The sequence below is a fragment of the Pseudomonas serbiensis genome (assembly GCF_030580745.1).
GTDB lineage: Bacteria > Pseudomonadota > Gammaproteobacteria > Pseudomonadales > Pseudomonadaceae > Aquipseudomonas > Aquipseudomonas serbiensis.
Genome location: NZ_JAUQOO010000003.1, coordinates 29,674 through 49,470 on the forward strand (window position 1 = coordinate 29,674; position 19,797 = coordinate 49,470).

A 19,797-nucleotide genomic window follows, 5' to 3' on the forward strand; every position below is an offset into this window, starting at 1 on the left:
CAGGCACAGACGCGCGTGAGGCAATGGGGGATCAACCGGCCGCCCGGGCCAGATGCCGCGCTGCGCTGTTGCGCCAGCGGGTCAGGTGTTGCTCGGCGTAACGCCGCAGGTGACGAAACAATTGCGCCTGCTCGTCGACCAGATAGAAGTGATGGCCCTCGAACATGTCCAGGGAAAAGCCGGTGCAGGTTTCTTCCTGCCAGTCGAGCAGTTCCTCGACCGTGACGCTGTCCTGCTTGCCGCCAAAGACATGGATCGGCACGCTCAACGGCTCGCGCTCGCCATATTTGAAACTGCCGCAGGCCAGGAAATCGGCGCGCAGAATGGGCAGCATCAACTGCATCAGTTCATCGTTGGCAATGATGTTTTCGCTGGTGCCCTTGAGTTTGCGCAGCCGGGCAATCAGTTGCTCGTCTGTCTTGGCGATGGCGTATTCGCTCACATCGCGACGCACCGGCCCCGCCGACGCCGAGACGAACATTGCGATTGGCGCAGGCAGACCACGCGCCCGCAGGACATGGGCCAACTCGAAGGAAAGCAAGGCTCCGAGGCTATGTCCGAAAATCGCGTAGGGTTTGTCCAGTTCGACACTGATCTCATCGGCAAGACGATTGGCCAGCTGTACGATATCGGTCTGCAGGGGTTCGTTCATGCGCATGCCACGACCCGGCAGCTCAAGAGGACGAACGTTCAGCCACTCCGGCAACTTGCGCCGCCACGGGCTGTAGAACATCGCACTGGCCCCGGAAAAAGGCAGACAGAACAGCGTCAGGCTCGCAGGAGTGCTCATATCAGGCCCTGCCATCCGGTAACGCCGATGAAAAAGCTGCGATGCGCGCGCTCGAAACCCATTGTGTCCTCCTGATTTGGTCCATGGCCGCTGTCGTGGACGGGCCTGTCATCAATGAGAACGGATGGCATCTGGAAATAATTAGTCGCATCTGAGCGATGCGCTTCAAAAGTGCGCAGGGGGACGAATTGCTCTCTATAGGTGCACTGATTCAATTTCGCATTTGACAATTATTATCATTAAGCCTAGTTTACCCGTCGATAAGTTGGTGCCACCCAATACCGGGACGCTCCTTCCCCAAAGACTCGCAGCAAGGTGAATTCCATGACGGAACAAGTGCTCACAAGTAAGTGTGACTCACCCTTACTCCAGGTTTTTATCGACAACTATTTGCTGTTGGTCAAAATCGCCGCCCGCATCGTTGGCTGCCGTTCCCGCGCCGAAGATGTGGTGCAGGACGCATTTTTCAGGCTGCGTTCCGCTCCTCAGATCACCCTTTCATTCAAGGCTCAGCTCAGCTACCTGTTCCAGATCGTGCGCAACCTGGCCATCGATCACTATCGCAAGCAGGCGCTGGAGCTCAAGTACACAGGCCCCGAGGATGAAGGCTTGAACGTTGTAGTCCAGGGTGCTTCGCCGGAAACCTCGCATATCAATTTCTCCAGCCTGGAGAAAATCGCCGACGCCCTGTCGGAGCTGCCGGATCGCACTCGATACGCCTTCGAGATGTATCGCCTGCACGGCGTCCCGCAAAAGGACATCGCCAAGGAGCTGGGCGTCTCCCCTACCCTGGTGAACTTCATGATCCGCGATGCCCTGATTCACTGCCGCAAGGTCAGCGGCGTCAGAAACTGAATCCGGTTTCGAGAACGCAAAAAGCACATCCGGAGCCAGAGCCCCGGATGTGCTTCAAACGTCAGACTTATCGAATCAACGGCTGACCTGATACTCAGGCTGCACTTCCGGCATGGCCGAGGAGTGGTGGTTGAGGATCTTCCACTGACCGCCTACACGCTCGTACAGGAAGGTGTAACGCGCCTGCACTTTGCTCTTCTTGCCATCGGCAGCGGTCAGGGTGAAGGTGTAGACACCGCTGTCCAGTGCCGCATCCGGGCCAAGGCGACGGATTTCGCGGTAGTTGATCTCACCTACCGGCTTGAGTGCCAGGAAGTGATCGAAGTAGTCCTTGATCTCTGCCGGAGTGGCTCGCACCTTGTTGGAAACCGTTGGCTGCAATACGGCATTTGGCGCATACAGGCTGACAACAGTTTGCGGGTTGCCGGTTTTCAGTGCGTTGTTCCAGCGATCAAACAAACCTGAAATTTCCTGGTCTTTCACATTGGATGGCTGCTCAGCCACCATGCGATAGGTATAAGGTGCTGTATCTGCTGCGTGGACCAGTGGAGCACTCAGAGCAAAAAGCATGACCAGGGCAGTTTTTTTCAGTTTCATCGCAACACTCCTACAAGGATCTGTTCAGGGATTCAGTGAGTGCTACTTTGCCGTTTCGGGTAATGTCCTCCATCGGCCAAACGGGGTTATTTATCTATGCCATTCGGCAGATAGGCACCCCGAGCCATGACAGGTTTTAATGACATCATGTTGTGCCCGCGCGGGCATGAACCCACGCAGGAGCACGCCGCAGATGCAAAGCCCTCCCCATGACCCGGCAAGTGCCCTGGCCATCCGTACGCAGTATCGACAGTCCCAAAGCCGTGCCGCACGCCTTCGTCTGCTGGTGGATACCGGACAGGAACTGACTCAACTGCCTCCCGAGGCCATGCGCCAGCGTGTACTGCAGAGAGCCTGCGCTTTCGTCGCCATGGATCATGGCCTGCTGCTGGAGTGGGACAACGATAATGTCGTGCGCACCACTGCCCTGCATGGCAGTGAAGAACGTCTGCGCAGCCTGGAAATCGTGGCCGACGCCCTGGCCATCGGGCCGCAATGGCTGGAGCGTGAAAACGCCACTCTGCCCAACGTCCTGATGCTGCCGCTGCGCGGGGCCGATGACGGTTCCTTTGGCACGCTGGTGCTGGCCAACAGCGTGAATATCAGCGCTCCCGACAGCGAAGACATCGAATCTCTGCAACTGCTCGCCACCCTGCTGGCTGCACATCTGGAGAACAACCGCCTGCTCGAAGCACTGGTCGCACGGGAGCGCACCATGTCCGAACTGGTCAATCAGCTGTTCACCGCACAGGAAGATGAACGCAAGCGCATGGCCTACGACCTGCATGACGGACTGGCGCAAACCCTTGCCGGCCTGCATCAGCGCCTGCAAGGCTTTGCCGGTCGCTGCCCGGAGCTGCCTGAACCGCTGGATAACGACCTGCGGGCGATCCTGACCCTTGCCCAGCACTGCGTCGGCGAAGGTCGGCAATTGATCAGTGGCCTGCGTCCCAGCGTACTTGACGATTTCGGTCTGCTTCAGGCCGTCGACAAGGACGCCGACCGTCTACGCGAAGCCGGTATTAACGTACACTGGCGCTCACGCTCCATGACCCGCCTACCCAGCCACCTGGAAATCGCCCTGTTTCGCATTGCCCAGGAAGGCATCAACAATATTCTCAAGCACGCCAATGCCGCCAACGTGCAGCTGGCGCTCGAGCTGCATGAAACCAATGCCTCGTTAATGATCGAGGACAACGGTTGTGGTTTCATCATTGACCAGCAATCCAGGAGCAACGGCGTTCAGAAGCTGGGACTGGTGGCGATGCAGGAACGAGCCAGCCTCTTGGGCGGCCGACTGACTTGCGTCAGCAGCCCGGAATGCGGCACTCGAATACGCGCTACCGTACCCTTCAACATAGATAAGGCAGCACCATGACGAACACCTTGCGACTGGTCCTGGCAGACGATCATGAAGTGACCCGGACCGGATTCGTCTCGCTTCTGGCCGGACATCCGGAATTCGAGGTGGTCGGCCAGGCCGCCGATGGTCAGCAGGCCATCGAACTGTGCGAGCAGATGCAGCCGGATATCGCGATCCTGGATATCCGCATGCCGGTGCTCAACGGCCTGGGGGCCGCACGAATCCTCCAGCAACGCATGCCGAAACTCAAAGTCGTGATGTTTACCATGGATGACAGCACCGACCACCTGGAGGCCGCCATCAGTGCCGGTGCGGTCGGTTATCTGCTCAAGGACGCCAGCCGCGATGAAGTGATCGCTGCCCTGCAACAGGTCGCGCGTGGCGAAGAAGCCCTCAACAGTGCCGTCAGCGCACGCCTGCTGCGGCGCATGACCGAACGCAACAACAGCCGCACCATCGCGACCGAGGCCCTGACGCCCCGTGAACGTCAGGTACTCGGGCTGGTGGCCAGCGGCTTCAGCAACCGGGAAATCGGCGAAAAGCTCGGTATCACCACCGGCACCGCCAAGGCTCACGTAGAGAAAGTCATCGCCAAGCTCGGTGCGGCTGACCGAACCCAGGCTGCCGTTCGCGGCCTGGCACTGGGCCTGGTAAGTCAGGCATCCGGCGACTGGAGGTGACCTTGCTCAACGTCATGCGCTGGGAAGACCTCCCGCTACGCGGCAAGGCACTGGTGGCTATTTCACTGCCGTTGGTGATTCTGATGCTGTCCCTGATGCTCATCTACGTTGCCGAGCGCCAGACTACGCAAGCCGAAGAAGATGTGCGCAGAGTGCTGCTGGTTCGCGGCGATATCCAGAACGTTCACACCCAGCTCGTCGAAGCGGCAGCCAGCGTACGCGGCTACCTGCAGACCCGGCATGAGGACTTTCTGCCGGCGTATCTGAACGCACAGGCGCAGATCGGAGCGGCACTGGATCGCCTCAATACCAATGTGCGTGACGAAAAGATGCGCGAACACCTCAAGGCCATTACGCTGCAGATCGAAAACAAGATCGATGGCCTGGAAACACTGCACAGCCTGAACAAGGAAGGAAAAGACACGATTGCGACCATCCTGATCGAGAACAAATACATTCTCGACGAGTTGCGTGACCAGATCCGCACCATGCGCGAACGCGAAGACATCCTGCTGGCGGAACGCACGGCTGCCGCCGCCGACAGTCGCGAACGCCTGTTCTGGGCGACACTGCTGGCAGCTGGCTCAGGCCTGATTGGCGCCATCCTTGCGGTATGGGTGCTGTCCACAAGCATAGTGAGCAGAGTGCAACGGGTACAAGGCAATGCACAGCGTCTGGTGCTGGGCCATCCGCTGCTACCACAACCCTCGGAAAACGATGAAGTCGGCCAGTTGGGCACTCGTCTGGTGGAAGCCAGTCAACTGCTCGCCGAACGCGAGCGGGCCTTGCGCGAAAACGAGGAACGTCTGCGACTGCTCATCGAGGGCGCCAGGGACTATGGCATCTTTGCCCTCGATACCAAGGGCCATGTCATTACCTGGAACGCTGGTGCCGAGCACATCAAAGGCTATACCGAGCAGGAAGTTCTCGGGCAGCATTTCTCTTTGTTCTACCCTCCCGAAGAATGTCCGCAACACCCTGACATGGCCCTGCACGAGGCCTCACGCACCGGGCGCTATATGGAAGAAGGCTGGCGCTGCCGCAGGGATGGCAGCCGTTTCTGGGCCAGCGTGGTCATCACGGCGCAGTACGACAGCAACAATGCCTTGCGAGGCTTTTCCAAGATCACCCGTGACCTCACCGACCGCCGCACTGCCGAGATCGCCCTTGGCACCGCCCGCGAAGAAGTAGAACGCGCCAGCCTTGCCAGGAACGAGTTTCTTTCACGCATGAAAGTGATGGTCTTCACCATGGACGACAGTGCCGAGCAGATCAGTGCCGGTGCAGTCGGTCATCTGCTCAAGGACGCCAGCCGCGACGAAGCGATCGCGGGGCTGCAACATGTGGCCCATGACGAAAAAGTCCTCAACAACGCCCCGCAACGGCGTGTGACCGAACACAACAACAGCCGCACAATCCTGACCGAAACCCTGACGCCTCGTGAGTGCCAGGTGCTCGGGCTGGTGGCCAGCGGTTGTAGCAACCGGGAAATCGGCGAAAAACTCGGCATCACCACTGGCACCGCCAAGTCTCATGTCGAGAAAGTCATCGCCAAGCTCGGTGCCGCCGACCGGACCCAGGCTGCCGTTCGTGGCCTGGCGCTGGGCCTGGTCAATCAGACATCCGGCGACTGGAGGTGACCTTGTTCAACGTCATGCGCTGGGAAGACCTCCCGTTACGCGGCAAGGCGCTGGTCGCCATTTCCTTGCCAATGGTCATTCTGATGCTCTCCCTGACGCTCATCTACATTGCCGAGCGCCAGACCACCCAAGCCGAAGAAGATGTGCGCAGAGTGCTGCTGGTTCAGGGCGATATACAGAGCGTTCACACTCAACTCGCCGAAGCGGCAGCCAGCGTACGCGGTTACCTGCTGACCCGGCGAGAGGACTTTCTGCCGGGGTATCTGAACGCCCATGCGCAGATCGACGCCGCACTGGATCGACTCAACACCAATGTGCGCGACCAGCAGATGCGCGAACACCTCAAGGCCATTGCACCGCTGATCGAAGACAAGGTCGATGGCCTGGAAACCCTGCGCAGCATGAGCCTGGAAAGCAGAGAGTCGATTGCGACCATCCTGATCGAGAACAAGTACATTCTCGATGAGCTGCGTGATCGCATCCGCACCATGCGCGAACGTGAAGACACCTTGCTGGCGGAACGCACGGCTGCCGCCTCCGAGACTCGTGCCCGTCTATTGTGGGCAACGCTGCTGGCTGCGGGCTCAGGCCTGTTTGGTGCCATTCTTGCGGTCTTGATGCTGTCCAGAGGCATCGTGACCAGAGTTCAGCAAGTGCAAGGCAATGCCCAGCGCCTGGCGCTGGGCCATCCGCTGCTACCGCAGCCGCCGGAAAACGATGAGGTCGGCCAACTGGGCACTCGTCTGGTGGAAGCCGGCCAGTTGCTGGCCGAACGCGAGCGGGCCTTGCGCGAAAACGAGGAGCGCCTGCGGCTGATCATCGAAGGCGTGAAGGACTACGGTATCTTCGCTCTCGACGCCCAGGGTTATGTCACTACCTGGAACGCCGGTGCCGAACGTATCAAAGGCTATACCGAGCAGGAAATACTCGGGCAGCATTTCTCTTTGTTCTATCTGCCGGAAGAATGCCCGCAACACCCGGACATGGCTCTGCGCGAGGCCACTCTTCACGGGCGCTATATGGAAGAAGGCTGGCGCTGCCGCAAGGACGGCAGCCGCTTCTGGGCCAGCGTGGTCATCACCGCGCAGTACGACAGCAACAATGCCCTGCGGGGTTTTTCCAAGATCACCCGCGACATCACCGACCGCCGCGCTGCCGAAATCGCCCTTGGTAATGCGCGGGAAGAAGCAGAACGCGCCAGCCGTGCCAAGAGCGAGTTTCTGTCACGCATGAGCCACGAACTGCGCACGCCCCTGAACTCCATTCTGGGTTTCGCCCAGTTGCTGGACATGGACTCCACCAATCACCAGAAACCCCAGGTGGGTCATATCCTGCGGGCCGGACAGCACCTGCTGACCCTGATCAACGAGGTTCTGGATATTGCCCGTATCGAGGCAGGCCATCTGTCGATCAATCTGGAGCCCGTTCTCTTGCCCGAGGTCCTGCAAGAAGCGTTGAGCCTTGTGTGGCCCATGGCGGCGGATGGCGATATCCAGTTGGCAGAACTGCCAGCGCTGGCAAACGACAGCGGTGTCATTGCCGACCGCCAGCGCTTGATTCAGGTGCTGCTGAATCTGCTGTCCAACGCCATCAAGTACAACCGCCCGAAAGGGCTGGTGAAGATCGAGGTCCAGCAGCAGGACGATCGGGTCGCCATAAGCGTCATCGACACAGGCAAAGGGATTGCGCTGGATCGACTCGATCAATTGTTCAAGCCTTTTGAACGTCTCGAGGCCGACGCCAGTGTAGAAGGCACAGGCCTGGGTCTGGCATTGAGCAAAAGCCTGCTGGAAACCATGCATGGCAGCATGACCGTACACAGCACGCCAGGACAGGGCTGCCGGTTTACCTTGGAACTGCCTTATATTCAGGTGCAGAAAGCAGAAGAGGCACCGCTGCGCCGGATCAGTGCGATACCTGCCGAACCGCACCCTGCCCGTGCCGAGCACTACGGCAAAGTGCTGTGTATTGAAGACAACCTGTCGAGCATGGCCCTGATCGAAACCCTGCTGCAACGCAGGCCCGGCATTCAACTGCTGTCCAGCATGCAGGGGCAACTGGGGCTGGACCTGGCCCGGCAGCATGCGCCGCAATTGATTCTGCTGGATGTAAACCTGCCGGACATAACAGGTCGCGATGTATTACAGCGCCTGCGACAATCACCCAGCACTGCAAACACCCCTGTACTGATGATAACTGCCGACGCCAGTGACGGAACCCACCGCGAGCTGCGGCAAGCCGGGGCTACGGCAATCCTGACCAAACCTATCCAGGTCCCGGCGTTTCTCGCCCATCTGGACCAATATCTACCGGAGCCTGAATGAGCGGCGACTTCCGCATCCTGATTATTGATGACCAGCGGCCCAACCTTGAGCTGATGGAGCAATTGCTCGCCCGGGAAGGCCTGACCAATGTGTTGAGCAGCACCGAACCGCTGCGAACACTCGACCTGTTCAACAGCTTTGAGCCGGACCTGGTAATTCTCGACCTGCACATGCCGGAATTCGATGGTTTTGCAGTGCTGGAGCAACTGAACCGACGCATCCCGAGCAATGATTATTTGCCCATCATGGTGCTGACCGCCGATGCCACTCGCGACACCCGCCTGCGAGCTCTGGCGCTAGGCGCAAGGGACTTCATCAGCAAGCCGCTGGATGCTCTGGAAACCATGTTGCGGATCTGGAACCTGCTGGAAACCCGCGCGCTGTACAAGACCTTGCGCCAGCTGCTGCCACCGGAAAACATTGAACTGCTGCGCCAGTATCGGGCACCGGCGCAGCCTTGAGCTCAACAGGTGTCGGGCATTACTTGATGAGAATGACCGGCACCGACACTTCATGAATCACGCGATTGGCGACCGAACCCAGCAGAAAGCCACCGAAGCTGCTCAATCCGCGAGTGCCCATCACTACGGTGTCGCAGCCCAGTTGCTTGACAGCCGAACCGACCTGCTCGGCCACATTGCCCAGATCCACATGAGTCTGATGGGCAACATCCGCCGCTTTTAGCAACACCACGGCCTCTGCAAGGACTCGGTTGGCTTCGTTATACAGCCCTGCCTTGACGCCTTCGATCATGTCCGGCGCCAGATAGTCGCTATAAACGACCGGGCTGGCCTGCACGTTGAGCAAATGCACTTGCAGTGGTCGTGCAAGGCTGCCTGAAAAGCCAATGACGTACTCCAGAGCATGTTTTGAAGGAACCGATCCGTCGTAAGGAATCAGAACTTTATGCATGACATCTCTCCTTGAATGGGTATGTATTCAACATAGTCCCCTCCAAGGCCAGCAACCACCGCAAAGGCGGCTTTGATTGATCCAGAGCAAATCAGGCGCGATTATTTTTGGCAGCCCTTCGCGAATGAATTCACTCCTACACCTGTGGGAGCGAATTCATTCGCGAATAAACCAGATTTCTAACGCCCAGCCAGAAACTCCGCCGCCTGATCCAGCAACAACAAGGGGTTTTCTGCCTTGTGGATGTCGACCGACAGCAACTGACGAAAGCGTCGCGCACCCGGGAAGCCATGGGCCATCCCCAGGATATGCCGCGTGACATGGTGCATGGTGCCACCGCTCTCGATATGCGCGGCGATATAGGGCCGTAGCGCTTGCAGAGCGTCTGAACGACTGATGACCGGCGCGGTGCTACCGAACAGTTCGCGATCCACCTCAGCCAGCAGATAGGGGTTGTGATAAGCCTCACGCCCGAGCATCACACCATCGAAGGTCTGCAAATGCTCCTGGCACTGCTCAAGGGTCTTGATCCCGCCATTGAGAATGATCTCCAGACCAGGAAAATCCCTCTTCAACTGCGCAGCCACGTCATAGCGCAACGGCGGAATATCACGGTTTTCCTTGGGCGAGAGCCCTTCCAGAATCGCAATACGGGCATGCACCGTAAAGCTGTTGCAGCCAGCCTCATGAACCTTGCCGACGAAATCACACAACTCGGCGTAACTGTCACGGCCATTGATCCCGATCCGGTGCTTGACCGTCACCGGAATAGCAACGGCGTCCTGCATGGACTTCACACAATCGGCCACCAGCTCGGGATGCGCCATCAGACATGCGCCAATCATATTGTTCTGCACCCGATCACTCGGGCAGCCCACATTCAGATTGACCTCGTCGTACCCTACTTCCTCAGCCATCCGCGCACAGGTCGCCAGATCAGCAGGATTACTCCCGCCAAGCTGCAAGGCCAGAGGATGCTCGGCCTCGTCGTAACGCAGAAAACGCTCACGATCACCGTGGATCAATGCGCCGGTGGTGACCATCTCGGTGTACAGCAAGGCATTCTTCGACAGGAGGCGCAGGAAATACCGGCAATGGCGGTCAGTCCAGTCCATCATCGGCGCGACGGAGAAGCGGCGGGATGGCGTAGGCCTTGATTCACGTGGACTGCAGAGCGTTTCGAGCAACATTTTTTTCAACGTATTTGTACCAATTCTGGACCGTGTTAGCGGCCGCTGAACACATGCATGAAGGGGCCAATTCTACCAGAGCGGACTTAGTGTCTCACGACATCCGAATCGGCAGAAATTTTTTAGTAAACTTATAACTTAATAAACTTAATTCTTCATAAAATCTAGTTTATCATGATAGGTAATTTACTAAATTTGAGCATGCCATGCACAGCGAAGCACTTGTTCAATTGTCACTGGAGGCTTTGGGTTGCACACAAAAAGAGCTAGCCACACGGCTTGGCGTTTCTGCGACCCAGATCAGCAAATGGAAAAAAGGAGAGCACCTTTCCTTTGAGATGGAAGAAAAGCTGAGGGGGCTTTCGGGGATTGGCGATAAAGACCCGGAATTTATTATCTGGAGCGGCTCGCGTGAGAATGCTCTGAAATGGGAGCGCCTCATTCATTACCTTGCAGAAATGGCTCAATCGAGTGAGGAGACGGGATACGACTGCCCCCCATTAGTTGAAGACAATGACCGGCTGTGCTGGAACACCTTCCACACTCTCCGAGAAATGGGTGTTGAAATTCCCGAGGTATTTCCTGCTGAGCTAGAAATCAGCGCAAAAAACAATGAAGAAGATGATGAAGAGTATTGGGAGGCAGTAATCCACAATCCACACTCATCTCTTATACACAAAATTTTTAAAGCTTTTACTGACGTGCATGGTTTCTACACCGCGTATGTAGAATATTTGATCAATGACGACATGGACCTTTTTGATTCACCCGCTGAAGAAATTGAGCCAAACCTCATATCTCTTGCCGCCTCAAAAATCGATATAAATCCGGAACTCGCAAAAAACTTTAGAAATTTCAAGTATAAAACCGAAAGAGATTACGAATATTGGATTGGCTTGGTAAAAGATAGAGCATTTAAAACCGGAACCCCTTTAAAAGCTGAGCTTCTTGATCTTGTATATAATGGCCACGGCGGCCTTGGACACGCAGCCGAGGCTGAAAGCCTTGGCTTTAACGCATCACGTATACACCCTGACATTTATATGAACGAGCTTTTGGTAGGCATGCGAGTTATACATCAAGTATTGCCAGCCATACTGAAAAAACTCGGCATCGAAGATGAGTTTCAACTGGACGAGAAAGAACTCCGAATTTATTAATACACCATCCATCGATTATCACTTCATTCTGTGGAGCTCCACTTAGTCAGTGAATCACCACCTAGGAGCTCCCACATATGTGCCTATCCCAAGGTTCAGTCTAAATTTTAATCTCAACTAGAAATCCAATCTAACAGCCTGGAAAAAATCATACCTAGCTGACTAAAACTGGCACACTCCACCGCGCTAAACTCTTGATAAGAAACGTGCACAACGCTGTCGTCTTTATCGAAAAGTCATGAGCAACTCACAGCGTCCAAAGCACATAACATGAACACAGCGATCAAATTTATTATTGGTGATTGCAACATCCTAACAAGCGCCCTCCCGAAAGCAAGCAGATACATACGCTCTACTAAGATCACCGCCTCTAGTAATTTGCTCAATTACCTACCTATTTGCCCCTCCGAACTCAAGAAAAGACTTACAACCTCACGATTGCAAAAAAATCATCAGGAACACTAGTTGATCAAAGAGCCAACTCTAGGGCTGCGCTTGCAATATGCGTTTCCCAGCACTTCAATAGTGGAAGGCAGGTAATGTGATAAATCAGCCAGCACGCGTAGACACACGTTGGATGGAAGCAATCATTTGCTGATAATTTTCCATGTGCCATTTCGTGCCTCAACATTGGCCCGCCTTTAAGATTGAAAAGTAAATGCAACATGTATGTGATGTCGGCCCCCAGTCTAGTCTCAAGCGCTTCCCGCTGATTGGTATAGAGTTGGCTTAGCGACTGGTCTTCTTGAGTAAGGTCGGGATTGAGCTTTGCCGTGTTTGCCCCGTCATTGGTTAATATAAACCGTAATGAGTTTTCAAGTTGAGGTATAAGAAGGTGGGCAGCTGATGCCATATCCCCTTGGATCATGCGTGCGAATCCAAGGGCAAATACATGTTCGTGGCCGTAAGGTACGAAAGCGCTTTTGGTCACAATAGGCATCAGGTGCCGCTCATCTATTTGCTGGTGCCGAACCATTGCATGGCAAGCTGCTCTAATTTTTCCTTCTGAAGCTACATGGCAGTGCATACTAATATCTGTCAAACTTTCATGATCAAACCATACTTCTGATGGCAGCGATCCCTGCGGAGCTGAAGGGGAGTTAGCTATGACTTTTCCCTGAGAGTCAGTGAAAGCTCTTCCTGCCATTGAGGAAAAGAAATATCGATTTCTTCTAGACAAGCATGTTTTGTGCAGTGCTATCTTCTGCGGGACGCTGTCAATTAGCGCCAGTTTAAAAAGCATTTCATGGACTTCTAACTCTTCAAATTCCTCTCGTGTCAGGCTTCGTATATCTGAAAGATCAAGGGGCATGCTGAACTCGGCGAGATCATCAAGTGATTCCTCTTCAAGTGTCAGAAGCTCGGCCTTCAACTGTTGAACTTCTTCAGTCATGCCCTTGATAGATCTGTACTCTCCGATTGCGAGCTTAGTCCAGTATGCTTTCGCAGAAGACTGGCTAACGCTTTCTCTCATTCGAAGCGTTTGATCAACAGCCGAAACTTTACAACGTTTCGCTGATTCTTTATCACCCAGCTTGGTGTACGCGTAAGCGGCAAGCCCCCATATTTTCTTTACAGCTTCCGCATACTGTGTGTTGCTATTCTGTGATGCCAGCGATTCGGCTTCACTTGCGATTAAGTTCCAGTCACCCAATTTATAGTTTTGAGACAGAAGGGAGAGATCATTGAATGCGACAAGGTTGCTGTTTTCTTTTGCTGTTTCATGAGCTAGCAATAGCGTATCTTTGGCTATTTGAGGTATGTCGTTGCGCTTGCCGATTGAGGCGTAGATCAAAAATGTCCTTTCAATAAGTTCAGTGATTTTTGAGGGCACTTTGAAATCGGACTCATACTGATGAAGTAGCTTTTTACTGAAAAAATCCTGCACTGCCAGGAGATAGGATTCGGCAGCAAGCATCGCGACCTCATGCAGCTTCCTGTTCATATACCAGCAAATGTCGGCAATCCTCGCCCGCAGCAGAGGATGGTCGAATTTTGCGACGACTTGCACGAGGATCTTGAATTGTTGTTCTACGAAATCGCTCGGTATCAGCGTTCTCTGCCCATCCATAATCATCTGCGGTGTGAAGGCATCTGCTCTGTCAGGGTTGAAATGGTAGCTGCAGATCACTGCAAGTACGTTATATGCACGAACGGATGCCTCATCACCGCTTGCCTTGGCAGCCTGAGATGCTTCCTGAAAGGTACTCTGTAACGTGTGAAAATGCAGGGAGTTGCTCAGGGCCAAGATCGCTGACGGGTCAATGTGCACAAAGTCAGCCAGCGTTGCTACATCCATCAGCGGTTGTTTTTCTTCTATTTCCTTATCTGACACGTGCTTAGACCCCCCCGCGATATTTAGTGGGTTCAGCTTATCTCATATCACTGTGGTGGCCACGACCCTGAGTGCGTGGTAGGTGAGAAAGTGTCAGTCGGTAGTGCCAGGATTGGAGGCACTGGCGCTCAGCGTAGAGTCCAATCCGTCTGTCCAATAAATCGCAGGCTGGTTACGAAAGCGGTACTGATCTCCGCACAAAAACTGAACACGAATACAGGAATGATCAATGAAAACGGGGGTTGGTGATCCAATCCATCATCGGCGCAACGGAGAAGCAGCGAGACAGCGCAGGCGCTGATTGTCCAGAATTTACGGGGGGTTCGGTTTTTTCGACGGTCATTTTTGCTGGTTTTATATACAGATTTTTTACCCGTTTTGGCTTATTTTTTGAAAGTGCTTGGTACGATGTAGCAAGTCAAAATGTGTACGATCACAGCACGCAGGCGCAATAAAGACAACTCAACTGCTTTCTGTGCGCGGATACGGATCAATCAAAATGGCCGGAGAGTTTATCAGGAAAGCCAGACATTCGACTGCAAGCAGGTTGTTCGACTCTGGATCAAACGCAGGGAAACCAGGTGTTGGGACTTTAACGTCACCATTGAGAACGCGGGCGTTGTCTTGTATGAAAAATCCCGAGTATTTGCAGACGATCACCCCGGACTCGATACGGGATCAGATAGGACCAATTCGGCACTGCCCACTCTCGTGTGTTTTTAACCCGGCCCTCACGCCCCATGGCAGGAAATTTTGCGAGGTTATCGACGCTCGCGAAGATCGCGTCAGAAAAATCGTCAGCGGCCTTCGGGTTCTCCAGCGCAATGTAGTTGGCTTCATCTTCCAGATTCTTGAGGGCTTTTTCCAGCCACTCAACCCGCATCCCGGCTCCAGCGCTTGGCACGCATTGCCGCAACTTGCTCATCGCTTGCAAATTTACCTTCGTCGGCTTCCCTGACGGCCTGCTCGATCTGCGCGATCAGCGTCTTTTCGTGCTCTATGTAATCACGAAGCACGTCCATGGCCAGATAGCTCGCACTCTGACCATTCGCTTTAGCGAGGTCAGTCAGGCAGTTGGAAAGGTCTTCCGGAAGGTTCAGGGATATCCCGGCCATGGCAACCTCGGTATTGGGTAATGGTTGGGTATGTTACACCGTCAAACATCATCGGCAACCGACAGCTTGTCGCGAGGTGTATCTGAAGCTGCTACCTGCTCGTTGCTCACAAGAGCATGCCCTCAGGACCTTCGACCCTGGCAGGTTGCTCAACTCTGGATCAATCCTATAACCACCACACCGTCTCCATGGGGCTTAATTTACCTCGCATTAGAGAACAGACCACCTACATACATGGCATTATGCCTCTAAGTGGGTTGAATGCTCTCAACCTGATATCTGAATAACTCCATACCGCTTTCGGCAGGAGTCCAGGAAGGAGTGGCTTACATGAAAGCAACGGGAAGTTGTCTGGTTTTGATTGGGCTCAGCGTGTTGAGCGGCTGTACTTCGATTCAAGTAGAACCGCTCGCCGTGCGCCCGGTAAATATTTGCATAGAACAAAACCCCAAAGTACTGGTAACGGACTTTGTATCGGTGGTGCAGAGCGGGCTTGCAAGTCGGGGCATCAAATCTGATGTGTACATGCACGTACCGGCCAGTTGCGAGTACCGGATGACGTACGTCGCTTATCGGACATGGGATTTTGTACCGTATCTCTCCAGTGCCGATTTAGAGATTTGGGATCGCGAGAAACGTCGGGTAGGAGCCGCGCATTATCACTTGCGCGGGAAAGGCGGGTTGTCCATGGCCAAATGGCAAGGGACGGAAACCAAAATGGCTCCGGTACTGGATCAGTTGCTGAAAGATATGCCAGCGCGCTAAACGTGCCAGGAGAGTGCGACTGCGTACTCTCCTGAAATCTGCTTAAAGATTTCCGCACCATCAGGCCGACGGTAGAGGTCAGGCTTTTGGCTAAATCTGGAAATATTTTTTCGGCCAAACGACTGGCAGCATCACTTAGCAGCCCTTTTTCTGGCCTCTGCTGCATCGATAAGTGCGTCCATTCTCGCCATGACCTCATTGTGAGGAACACCGCGACCCGGACTGGTCAGTGAGGCTTCAATCTTGGCGTGAAACCAACACTCGTAGGCGTCGGCCTGTTCCTGAGTCTCGAACTCGGAAACGATGGGGAAAGTAGAGCGCTCATGAATACCTCCAGATAGCACAACCGTCAGCCTAGTACGTTCAGCCTTGGCTATCTTGATGTGAGTTCAGCGTGCCAAGGGAACAACCAGCCCCAACCACGCTCCAACCCAGTCTGAACCGAGTAATGCCAGTCAGTTAAGAGGCTAATCTTGAAAAACGGGTGCGCCACAATCCGTGGGAGGGGCGTTGGCCGCGACAGCTTCAATGCAAGCGCTGAAAATGTGTTGCCTGTAAGCAGGTCGTCGCGGCCAAGGCCCCTCCCACAGTGACATGTACGCCTTAACTGATCGGTAATTAGTCTGAACCAAGCTTCCATACCTCCGAGCGTCATCTATTGCCTGCGAATGAGGAAAGCACGCCTTCAAACGCAGACATCATGGTCTGCGACCTTGAGTGGCAGGCAACGCTCGGGTAATGTCATCCAACCGCACAGGACAGAGCACGCTCATGACTTCCAAGCTGGATCAACTCAAGAAATTCACAACTGTTGTTGCCGATACCGGCGATTTCGATGCCATTGCCCGCCTCAAGCCGGTGGACGCCACAACCAACCCTTCTCTTCTGCTCAAGGCAGCTTCCAGCGAAAGCAACGCTGAGCTGCTGGCTGAGGCGTTCAGTGGCAGCAAGGGCGATATCGGTCTGGCTTCGGATCGCTTTGCGGTCGCCATTGGCCGCAAGATTCTCGATGTCGTGCCGGGCCGTGTTTCCACCGAGGTGGATGCCCGTCTGTCCTTCGATACCCATGCGATGATCGAGCGCGGCGAGCGTCTGGCCAGTCTGTACGATGCTGCCGGCATTGGTCGTGACCGGATCCTGATCAAGCTGGCTTCTACCTGGGAAGGCATCAGGGCCGCCGAGAAGCTGGAAAAGGACGGCATCCAGACCAACCTGACCCTTCTGTTCTCTTTCGCCCAGGCTGTGGCCTGTGCCGAAGCTGGCGTGTTTCTGATTTCGCCGTTCGTGGGCCGTATCTACGACTGGTACAAGAAGTCGTCGGGCCAGGAGTACACAGGTGCAGAAGATCCGGGCGTGCAGTCCGTGACCCGCATCTACAACTACTACAAGGCCAATGACTTCAAGACCGTGGTCATGGGTGCCAGCTTCCGTAACCTGAGCCAGATCGAGCAACTGGCTGGCTGCGACCGCCTGACCATCAGCCCGGACCTGCTCAAGCAACTGGCAGAAGACAACGGCAGCCTGGAGCAGAAACTGGCACCGGGCAACGCAGGCGAAGCCCGTCAGAGCCTGTCCGAGAAGGAATTCCGCTGGGCTTCCAACGAAGATGCAATGGCCACGGAAAAACTGGCCGAAGGCATTCGTCAGTTTGCTCGCGACCAGGAAAAGCTCGAAGCATTGCTCGCCGCCAAGGCCTGAATGCATTAAAGGGCGACCTCCTCGCGGGGGTCGCCCTTTTTATTGCCCGCCATTCAGCGCGGCAAGGTTGCAGCTCGGCTTATCGCTGCCCTTCGAGGGCATTGACCAGGTCATGGAAAGCTTCACGATTGGAGTCGTTCAACCCCATCAGGATCTTGTGCGCTTCCAGCACCTTGGCCTTGACCACCTCTTCGCACTGATCCTGCGACGGCAGGTCGGTCAGGCATTCAGGGCGCGGGATGGGACGATCGACGATGTTGAACACCTGATCGAAGCCCATCGACTGCAACAGCCGCGTGATGTCTTCATGGGTCGTCACGAGGGTTGGCAGCAACCCTACCTTTTGACGCGACAGGATCGACAGCTTGGCCAGGAGGCCCAGTGTCGTGCTGTCGATGCTGCGGGTTTCGGTCAAATCGATCACCACGGCCGAAAAATTCAGCGCGGTGAAGATTCTCTCGATCGTCGCATCCAAGGCCGAACACAGCGTCAAACGCACTTCGCCCACGAACTTCAGAACGAAGGTGCCTTCCTGCTCGGCGAACTGGATTCTACCGGTACTCATTCAAGATTCCTGCGTAACACTAACAAGGCGATATCATCCGGCATCTCCCCTAGCGTAGCCAATTCAAAAACCTCCTGCAGTCCTTCCAGGCTGCCACCAGCAGTCTTCACCATTTCAGGCAGGACCGCTTCTTTTTCCTTGAGTGTATCACCGGGCAGAAGATCCAGTATGCCATCAGACAACATCGTCAGACTGAAGGACGCTGGCAGTTCCAGTTCATGGTCCTGGTAGGTCGCCTCATTGAACAATCCGACAGGAAGGCCACGACCTTGCAGATAGCGCGCCTCCCCGTCCGTAAACAGCACAGGCAGCGGTAAATGGCCACCGACTGCATAGGTCAGGATGCCCGTGTCTTCGTCGATGACCCCACCGACCATGGTCACATGCTTGCCCAGCTTGCAACTGATCAGGCCACGGTTGATATGCCCCAGCACATCCGACGGCTTGAATTCAGGCAATGTGCCGCCGCGCTTGGACTCGAACAGCAAACGGGTGGTCATGAACTTCAACAACACCGTAATGAATGCAGAAGACGCGCCATGGCCCGATACATCGGCCAGATAGAACGCCACGCGCCGCTCATCGACACGGAAGTAGTCCACAAAGTCGCCGGACAGATACAGTGACGGGATGATCTGGTGGGCGAACTGGAACTCATCAATCGCCCAAGGGCTGATCGGCAGCATGTTCATCTGCACCTGACGACCGGCATCCTGGTCTTCCTGCAACAGATGAAGGCTCGCTTCCAGCTCGCGATTGGCCGTTTCGAGCTTTTCGCGATAGTTCTGGTTTTCCTGGAGCAGGCGGGCACGATCCAGTGCGCGATGCACGGAATGTTCGAGAACGGCCAGGTCTTCCAGCGGCTTGATCAGATAATCGGCAGCGCCAAGGCGCAAGGCCTCGACGGCATCGCTCATGACACCCGCGCCAGAAACGACAATGACCGGCGTCTGAGGAGAAAGGCCTGTCACCTGACGAATCAGCTCAAGCCCTCCCATCTGGGGCATGCGTAGATCGCAAATGACCAGATCAGGCTTTTGCTGCTCGAATATCTGTATTCCCTGCAGGCCATTACTCGCCTGGAGGACGCTGAAGCCACTATCTTCAAGATAGGCGGCAAGACTCGCACGCACTACGTCGTCGTCATCGATAATCAGCAGCGTGGCACTGGTTTTTGGCATGTGGGCAAACGGCGCCAGATCAGGTTGTGTAGGCGGCCCGGCCGTGCCGGAACCTGCTTACTGGATTCGCTTCTAGCCTCTCTGCAACGGCAGGTCCGCAGTCGGACCGGCGATCAAGTTTCAGAGGTGCCCTTCAAGGCGCAGACGGTACTCCCATCCGACGGGCGTTTCAAGCGTACTACCCTGCTCACTTTGCGTCTTTACATCGCAAATCGCCGGGAGTTATAAGAACCTACAAATCAGCAACCAAAACGAAGGGCTAGACATGGGTCAAAATGATCGCAGCTACGAGGAGAAACGAGACTACATTCGCATGCGTATCGATGCAGATATCAACCTGCTTCACGCTGGTCAGGTGATTCCGGCTGTGTGCATCGACCTGTCCAGCAGCGGAATGCAGGTCGAGGCGCCACGCTCCTTCAAGATAGGAGACAAGCTCAGCGTCAGCATCGATTCGGATCATCCGGCACTCAAGGGGCTGTCGGCCCAGACAGAGGTTGTCTGGCTGACGGATATCGAAGGCGGCGGGCAAAAGCTGGGGCTTTCCATCATTTCGATGAATTGATTGCAAAAACGTTTCCAGAAAAGACAAAGGCGACCAAGGTCGCCTTCATTTATGGGATCAAC

At 55.1% G+C, this 19,797-nt stretch carries 19 protein-coding genes and 4 pseudogenes; 13 read left to right on the forward strand and 10 right to left on the reverse strand.

Going from position 1 to position 19,797, the window contains the following annotated elements:
- Window positions 1–31: 31 nt before the first annotated feature.
- A complete protein-coding gene (locus Q6A51_RS05030; RefSeq protein WP_201018583.1) occupies window positions 32–790 on the reverse strand; it encodes a thioesterase II family protein in 759 nt (252 codons plus the stop codon).
- A 324-nt stretch (window positions 791–1,114) separates the two neighbouring features.
- Here Q6A51_RS05030 and Q6A51_RS05035 point away from each other — a divergent pair, with 324 nt between their 5' ends.
- Window positions 1,115–1,645 (forward strand): RNA polymerase factor sigma-70, encoded by a 531-nt coding sequence (locus tag Q6A51_RS05035; protein ID WP_201002659.1) that lies wholly within the window; start codon window positions 1,115–1,117, stop codon window positions 1,643–1,645.
- A gap of 75 nt (window positions 1,646–1,720) precedes the next feature.
- Here the strand turns inward: Q6A51_RS05035 and Q6A51_RS05040 are convergent, their stop codons facing one another.
- Window positions 1,721–2,242 (reverse strand): SgcJ/EcaC family oxidoreductase, encoded by a 522-nt coding sequence (locus Q6A51_RS05040; protein WP_201002661.1) that lies wholly within the window; start codon window positions 2,240–2,242, stop codon window positions 1,721–1,723.
- Window positions 2,243–2,435: 193 nt separating this feature from the next.
- Here Q6A51_RS05040 and Q6A51_RS05045 point away from each other — a divergent pair, with 193 nt between their 5' ends.
- The 7 genes and pseudogenes from Q6A51_RS05045 (at window position 2,436) to Q6A51_RS05070 (ending at window position 8,710) form a co-directional block, all read left to right on the forward strand.
- Complete coding sequence (locus Q6A51_RS05045) at window positions 2,436–3,620, forward strand: sensor histidine kinase (protein ID WP_201018582.1); 1,185 nt, start codon at window positions 2,436–2,438, stop codon at window positions 3,618–3,620.
- On the forward strand, window positions 3,617–4,285 hold the full coding sequence (locus Q6A51_RS05050; protein WP_201002665.1) for a response regulator: 669 nt from the start codon (window positions 3,617–3,619) through the stop codon (window positions 4,283–4,285). Before Q6A51_RS05045 ends, Q6A51_RS05050 begins: the two co-directional genes overlap by 4 nt.
- Before the next feature lie 14 nt (window positions 4,286–4,299).
- Window positions 4,300–5,517 (forward strand): annotated as a pseudogene (locus Q6A51_RS05055) (PAS domain S-box protein); the annotation flags it as partial.
- A pseudogene (locus Q6A51_RS05060) lies at window positions 5,515–5,925 on the forward strand (LuxR C-terminal-related transcriptional regulator); the annotation flags it as partial. The pseudogenes Q6A51_RS05055 and Q6A51_RS05060, both read left to right, overlap by 3 nt.
- Window positions 5,926–5,939: 14 nt before the next feature.
- Window positions 5,940–7,794 (forward strand): annotated as a pseudogene (locus Q6A51_RS05065) (ATP-binding protein); the annotation flags it as partial.
- Between the two features lie 83 nt (window positions 7,795–7,877).
- A pseudogene (locus Q6A51_RS27430) lies at window positions 7,878–8,249 on the forward strand (response regulator); the annotation flags it as partial.
- Entirely contained in the window at window positions 8,246–8,710 is a 465-nt protein-coding gene (locus tag Q6A51_RS05070; RefSeq protein ID WP_201002667.1) for a response regulator, read from the forward strand. The pseudogene Q6A51_RS27430 and the gene Q6A51_RS05070, both read left to right, overlap by 4 nt.
- A 19-nt stretch (window positions 8,711–8,729) precedes the next feature.
- On the opposite strand, the gene Q6A51_RS05075 is transcribed toward Q6A51_RS05070, so the two are convergent.
- Window positions 8,730–9,161, reverse strand: coding sequence for a universal stress protein (locus Q6A51_RS05075; protein ID WP_304574250.1), 432 nt, complete (start codon window positions 9,159–9,161; stop codon window positions 8,730–8,732).
- A 179-nt stretch (window positions 9,162–9,340) separates the two neighbouring features.
- Window positions 9,341–10,351 carry a tRNA dihydrouridine(20/20a) synthase DusA gene (gene dusA / locus Q6A51_RS05080; protein WP_304574251.1) on the reverse strand — a complete coding sequence of 337 codons (1,011 nt, stop codon included), beginning with the start codon at window positions 10,349–10,351 and terminating at the stop codon, window positions 9,341–9,343.
- A gap of 206 nt (window positions 10,352–10,557) precedes the next feature.
- Between dusA and Q6A51_RS05085 the strand changes: the two genes are divergently transcribed.
- Window positions 10,558–11,511 carry a helix-turn-helix domain-containing protein gene (locus Q6A51_RS05085; protein WP_304574252.1) on the forward strand — a complete coding sequence of 318 codons (954 nt, stop codon included), beginning with the start codon at window positions 10,558–10,560 and terminating at the stop codon, window positions 11,509–11,511.
- 469 nt (window positions 11,512–11,980) lie between these two features.
- Here Q6A51_RS05085 and Q6A51_RS05090 read toward each other — a convergent pair whose 3' ends face one another.
- The gene (locus Q6A51_RS05090; protein ID WP_304574253.1) at window positions 11,981–13,846 is read right to left on the reverse strand and encodes a DUF7380 domain-containing protein; all 1,866 of its coding nucleotides are present in this window, start codon (window positions 13,844–13,846) and stop codon (window positions 11,981–11,983) included.
- A 245-nt stretch (window positions 13,847–14,091) separates the two neighbouring features.
- On the opposite strand from Q6A51_RS05090, the gene Q6A51_RS05095 reads away from it, so the two are divergent.
- Window positions 14,092–14,301, forward strand: coding sequence for a hypothetical protein (locus Q6A51_RS05095; protein WP_304574254.1), 210 nt, complete (start codon window positions 14,092–14,094; stop codon window positions 14,299–14,301).
- A 143-nt stretch (window positions 14,302–14,444) separates the two neighbouring features.
- Here Q6A51_RS05095 and Q6A51_RS05100 read toward each other — a convergent pair whose 3' ends face one another.
- Window positions 14,445–14,729, reverse strand: a complete 285-nt coding sequence (locus tag Q6A51_RS05100; protein ID WP_304574255.1) for a type II toxin-antitoxin system RelE/ParE family toxin — start codon at window positions 14,727–14,729, stop codon at window positions 14,445–14,447.
- Complete coding sequence (locus Q6A51_RS05105) at window positions 14,719–14,961, reverse strand: CopG family ribbon-helix-helix protein (protein ID WP_304574256.1); 243 nt, start codon at window positions 14,959–14,961, stop codon at window positions 14,719–14,721. The genes Q6A51_RS05100 and Q6A51_RS05105 overlap by 11 nt, the downstream gene beginning before the upstream one ends.
- Window positions 14,962–15,291: 330 nt before the next feature.
- Between Q6A51_RS05105 and Q6A51_RS05110 the strand changes: the two genes are divergently transcribed.
- Window positions 15,292–15,726 (forward strand): Sbal_3080 family lipoprotein, encoded by a 435-nt coding sequence (locus Q6A51_RS05110; RefSeq protein ID WP_304574257.1) that lies wholly within the window; start codon window positions 15,292–15,294, stop codon window positions 15,724–15,726.
- Between the two features lie 131 nt (window positions 15,727–15,857).
- On the opposite strand, the gene relB is transcribed toward Q6A51_RS05110, so the two are convergent.
- Window positions 15,858–16,055, reverse strand: coding sequence for a type II toxin-antitoxin system RelB family antitoxin (gene relB / locus Q6A51_RS05115; protein WP_304574387.1), 198 nt, complete (start codon window positions 16,053–16,055; stop codon window positions 15,858–15,860).
- A gap of 442 nt (window positions 16,056–16,497) precedes the next feature.
- Here relB and tal point away from each other — a divergent pair, with 442 nt between their 5' ends.
- The gene (gene tal, locus Q6A51_RS05120) at window positions 16,498–17,424 is read left to right on the forward strand and encodes a transaldolase (RefSeq protein ID WP_201018580.1); all 927 of its coding nucleotides are present in this window, start codon (window positions 16,498–16,500) and stop codon (window positions 17,422–17,424) included.
- Window positions 17,425–17,503: 79 nt separating this feature from the next.
- On the opposite strand, the gene rssC is transcribed toward tal, so the two are convergent.
- Entirely contained in the window at window positions 17,504–17,989 is a 486-nt protein-coding gene (gene rssC / locus Q6A51_RS05125) for an anti-sigma factor antagonist RssC (RefSeq protein ID WP_004881040.1), read from the reverse strand.
- Entirely contained in the window at window positions 17,986–19,170 is a 1,185-nt protein-coding gene (gene rssB / locus Q6A51_RS05130) for a two-component system response regulator RssB (RefSeq protein WP_201002673.1), read from the reverse strand. Before rssB ends, rssC begins: the two co-directional genes overlap by 4 nt.
- Window positions 19,171–19,435: 265 nt before the next feature.
- On the opposite strand from rssB, the gene Q6A51_RS05135 reads away from it, so the two are divergent.
- A complete protein-coding gene (locus Q6A51_RS05135) occupies window positions 19,436–19,735 on the forward strand; it encodes a PilZ domain-containing protein (protein ID WP_201002675.1) in 300 nt (99 codons plus the stop codon).
- Window positions 19,736–19,797 lie beyond the last annotated feature (62 nt).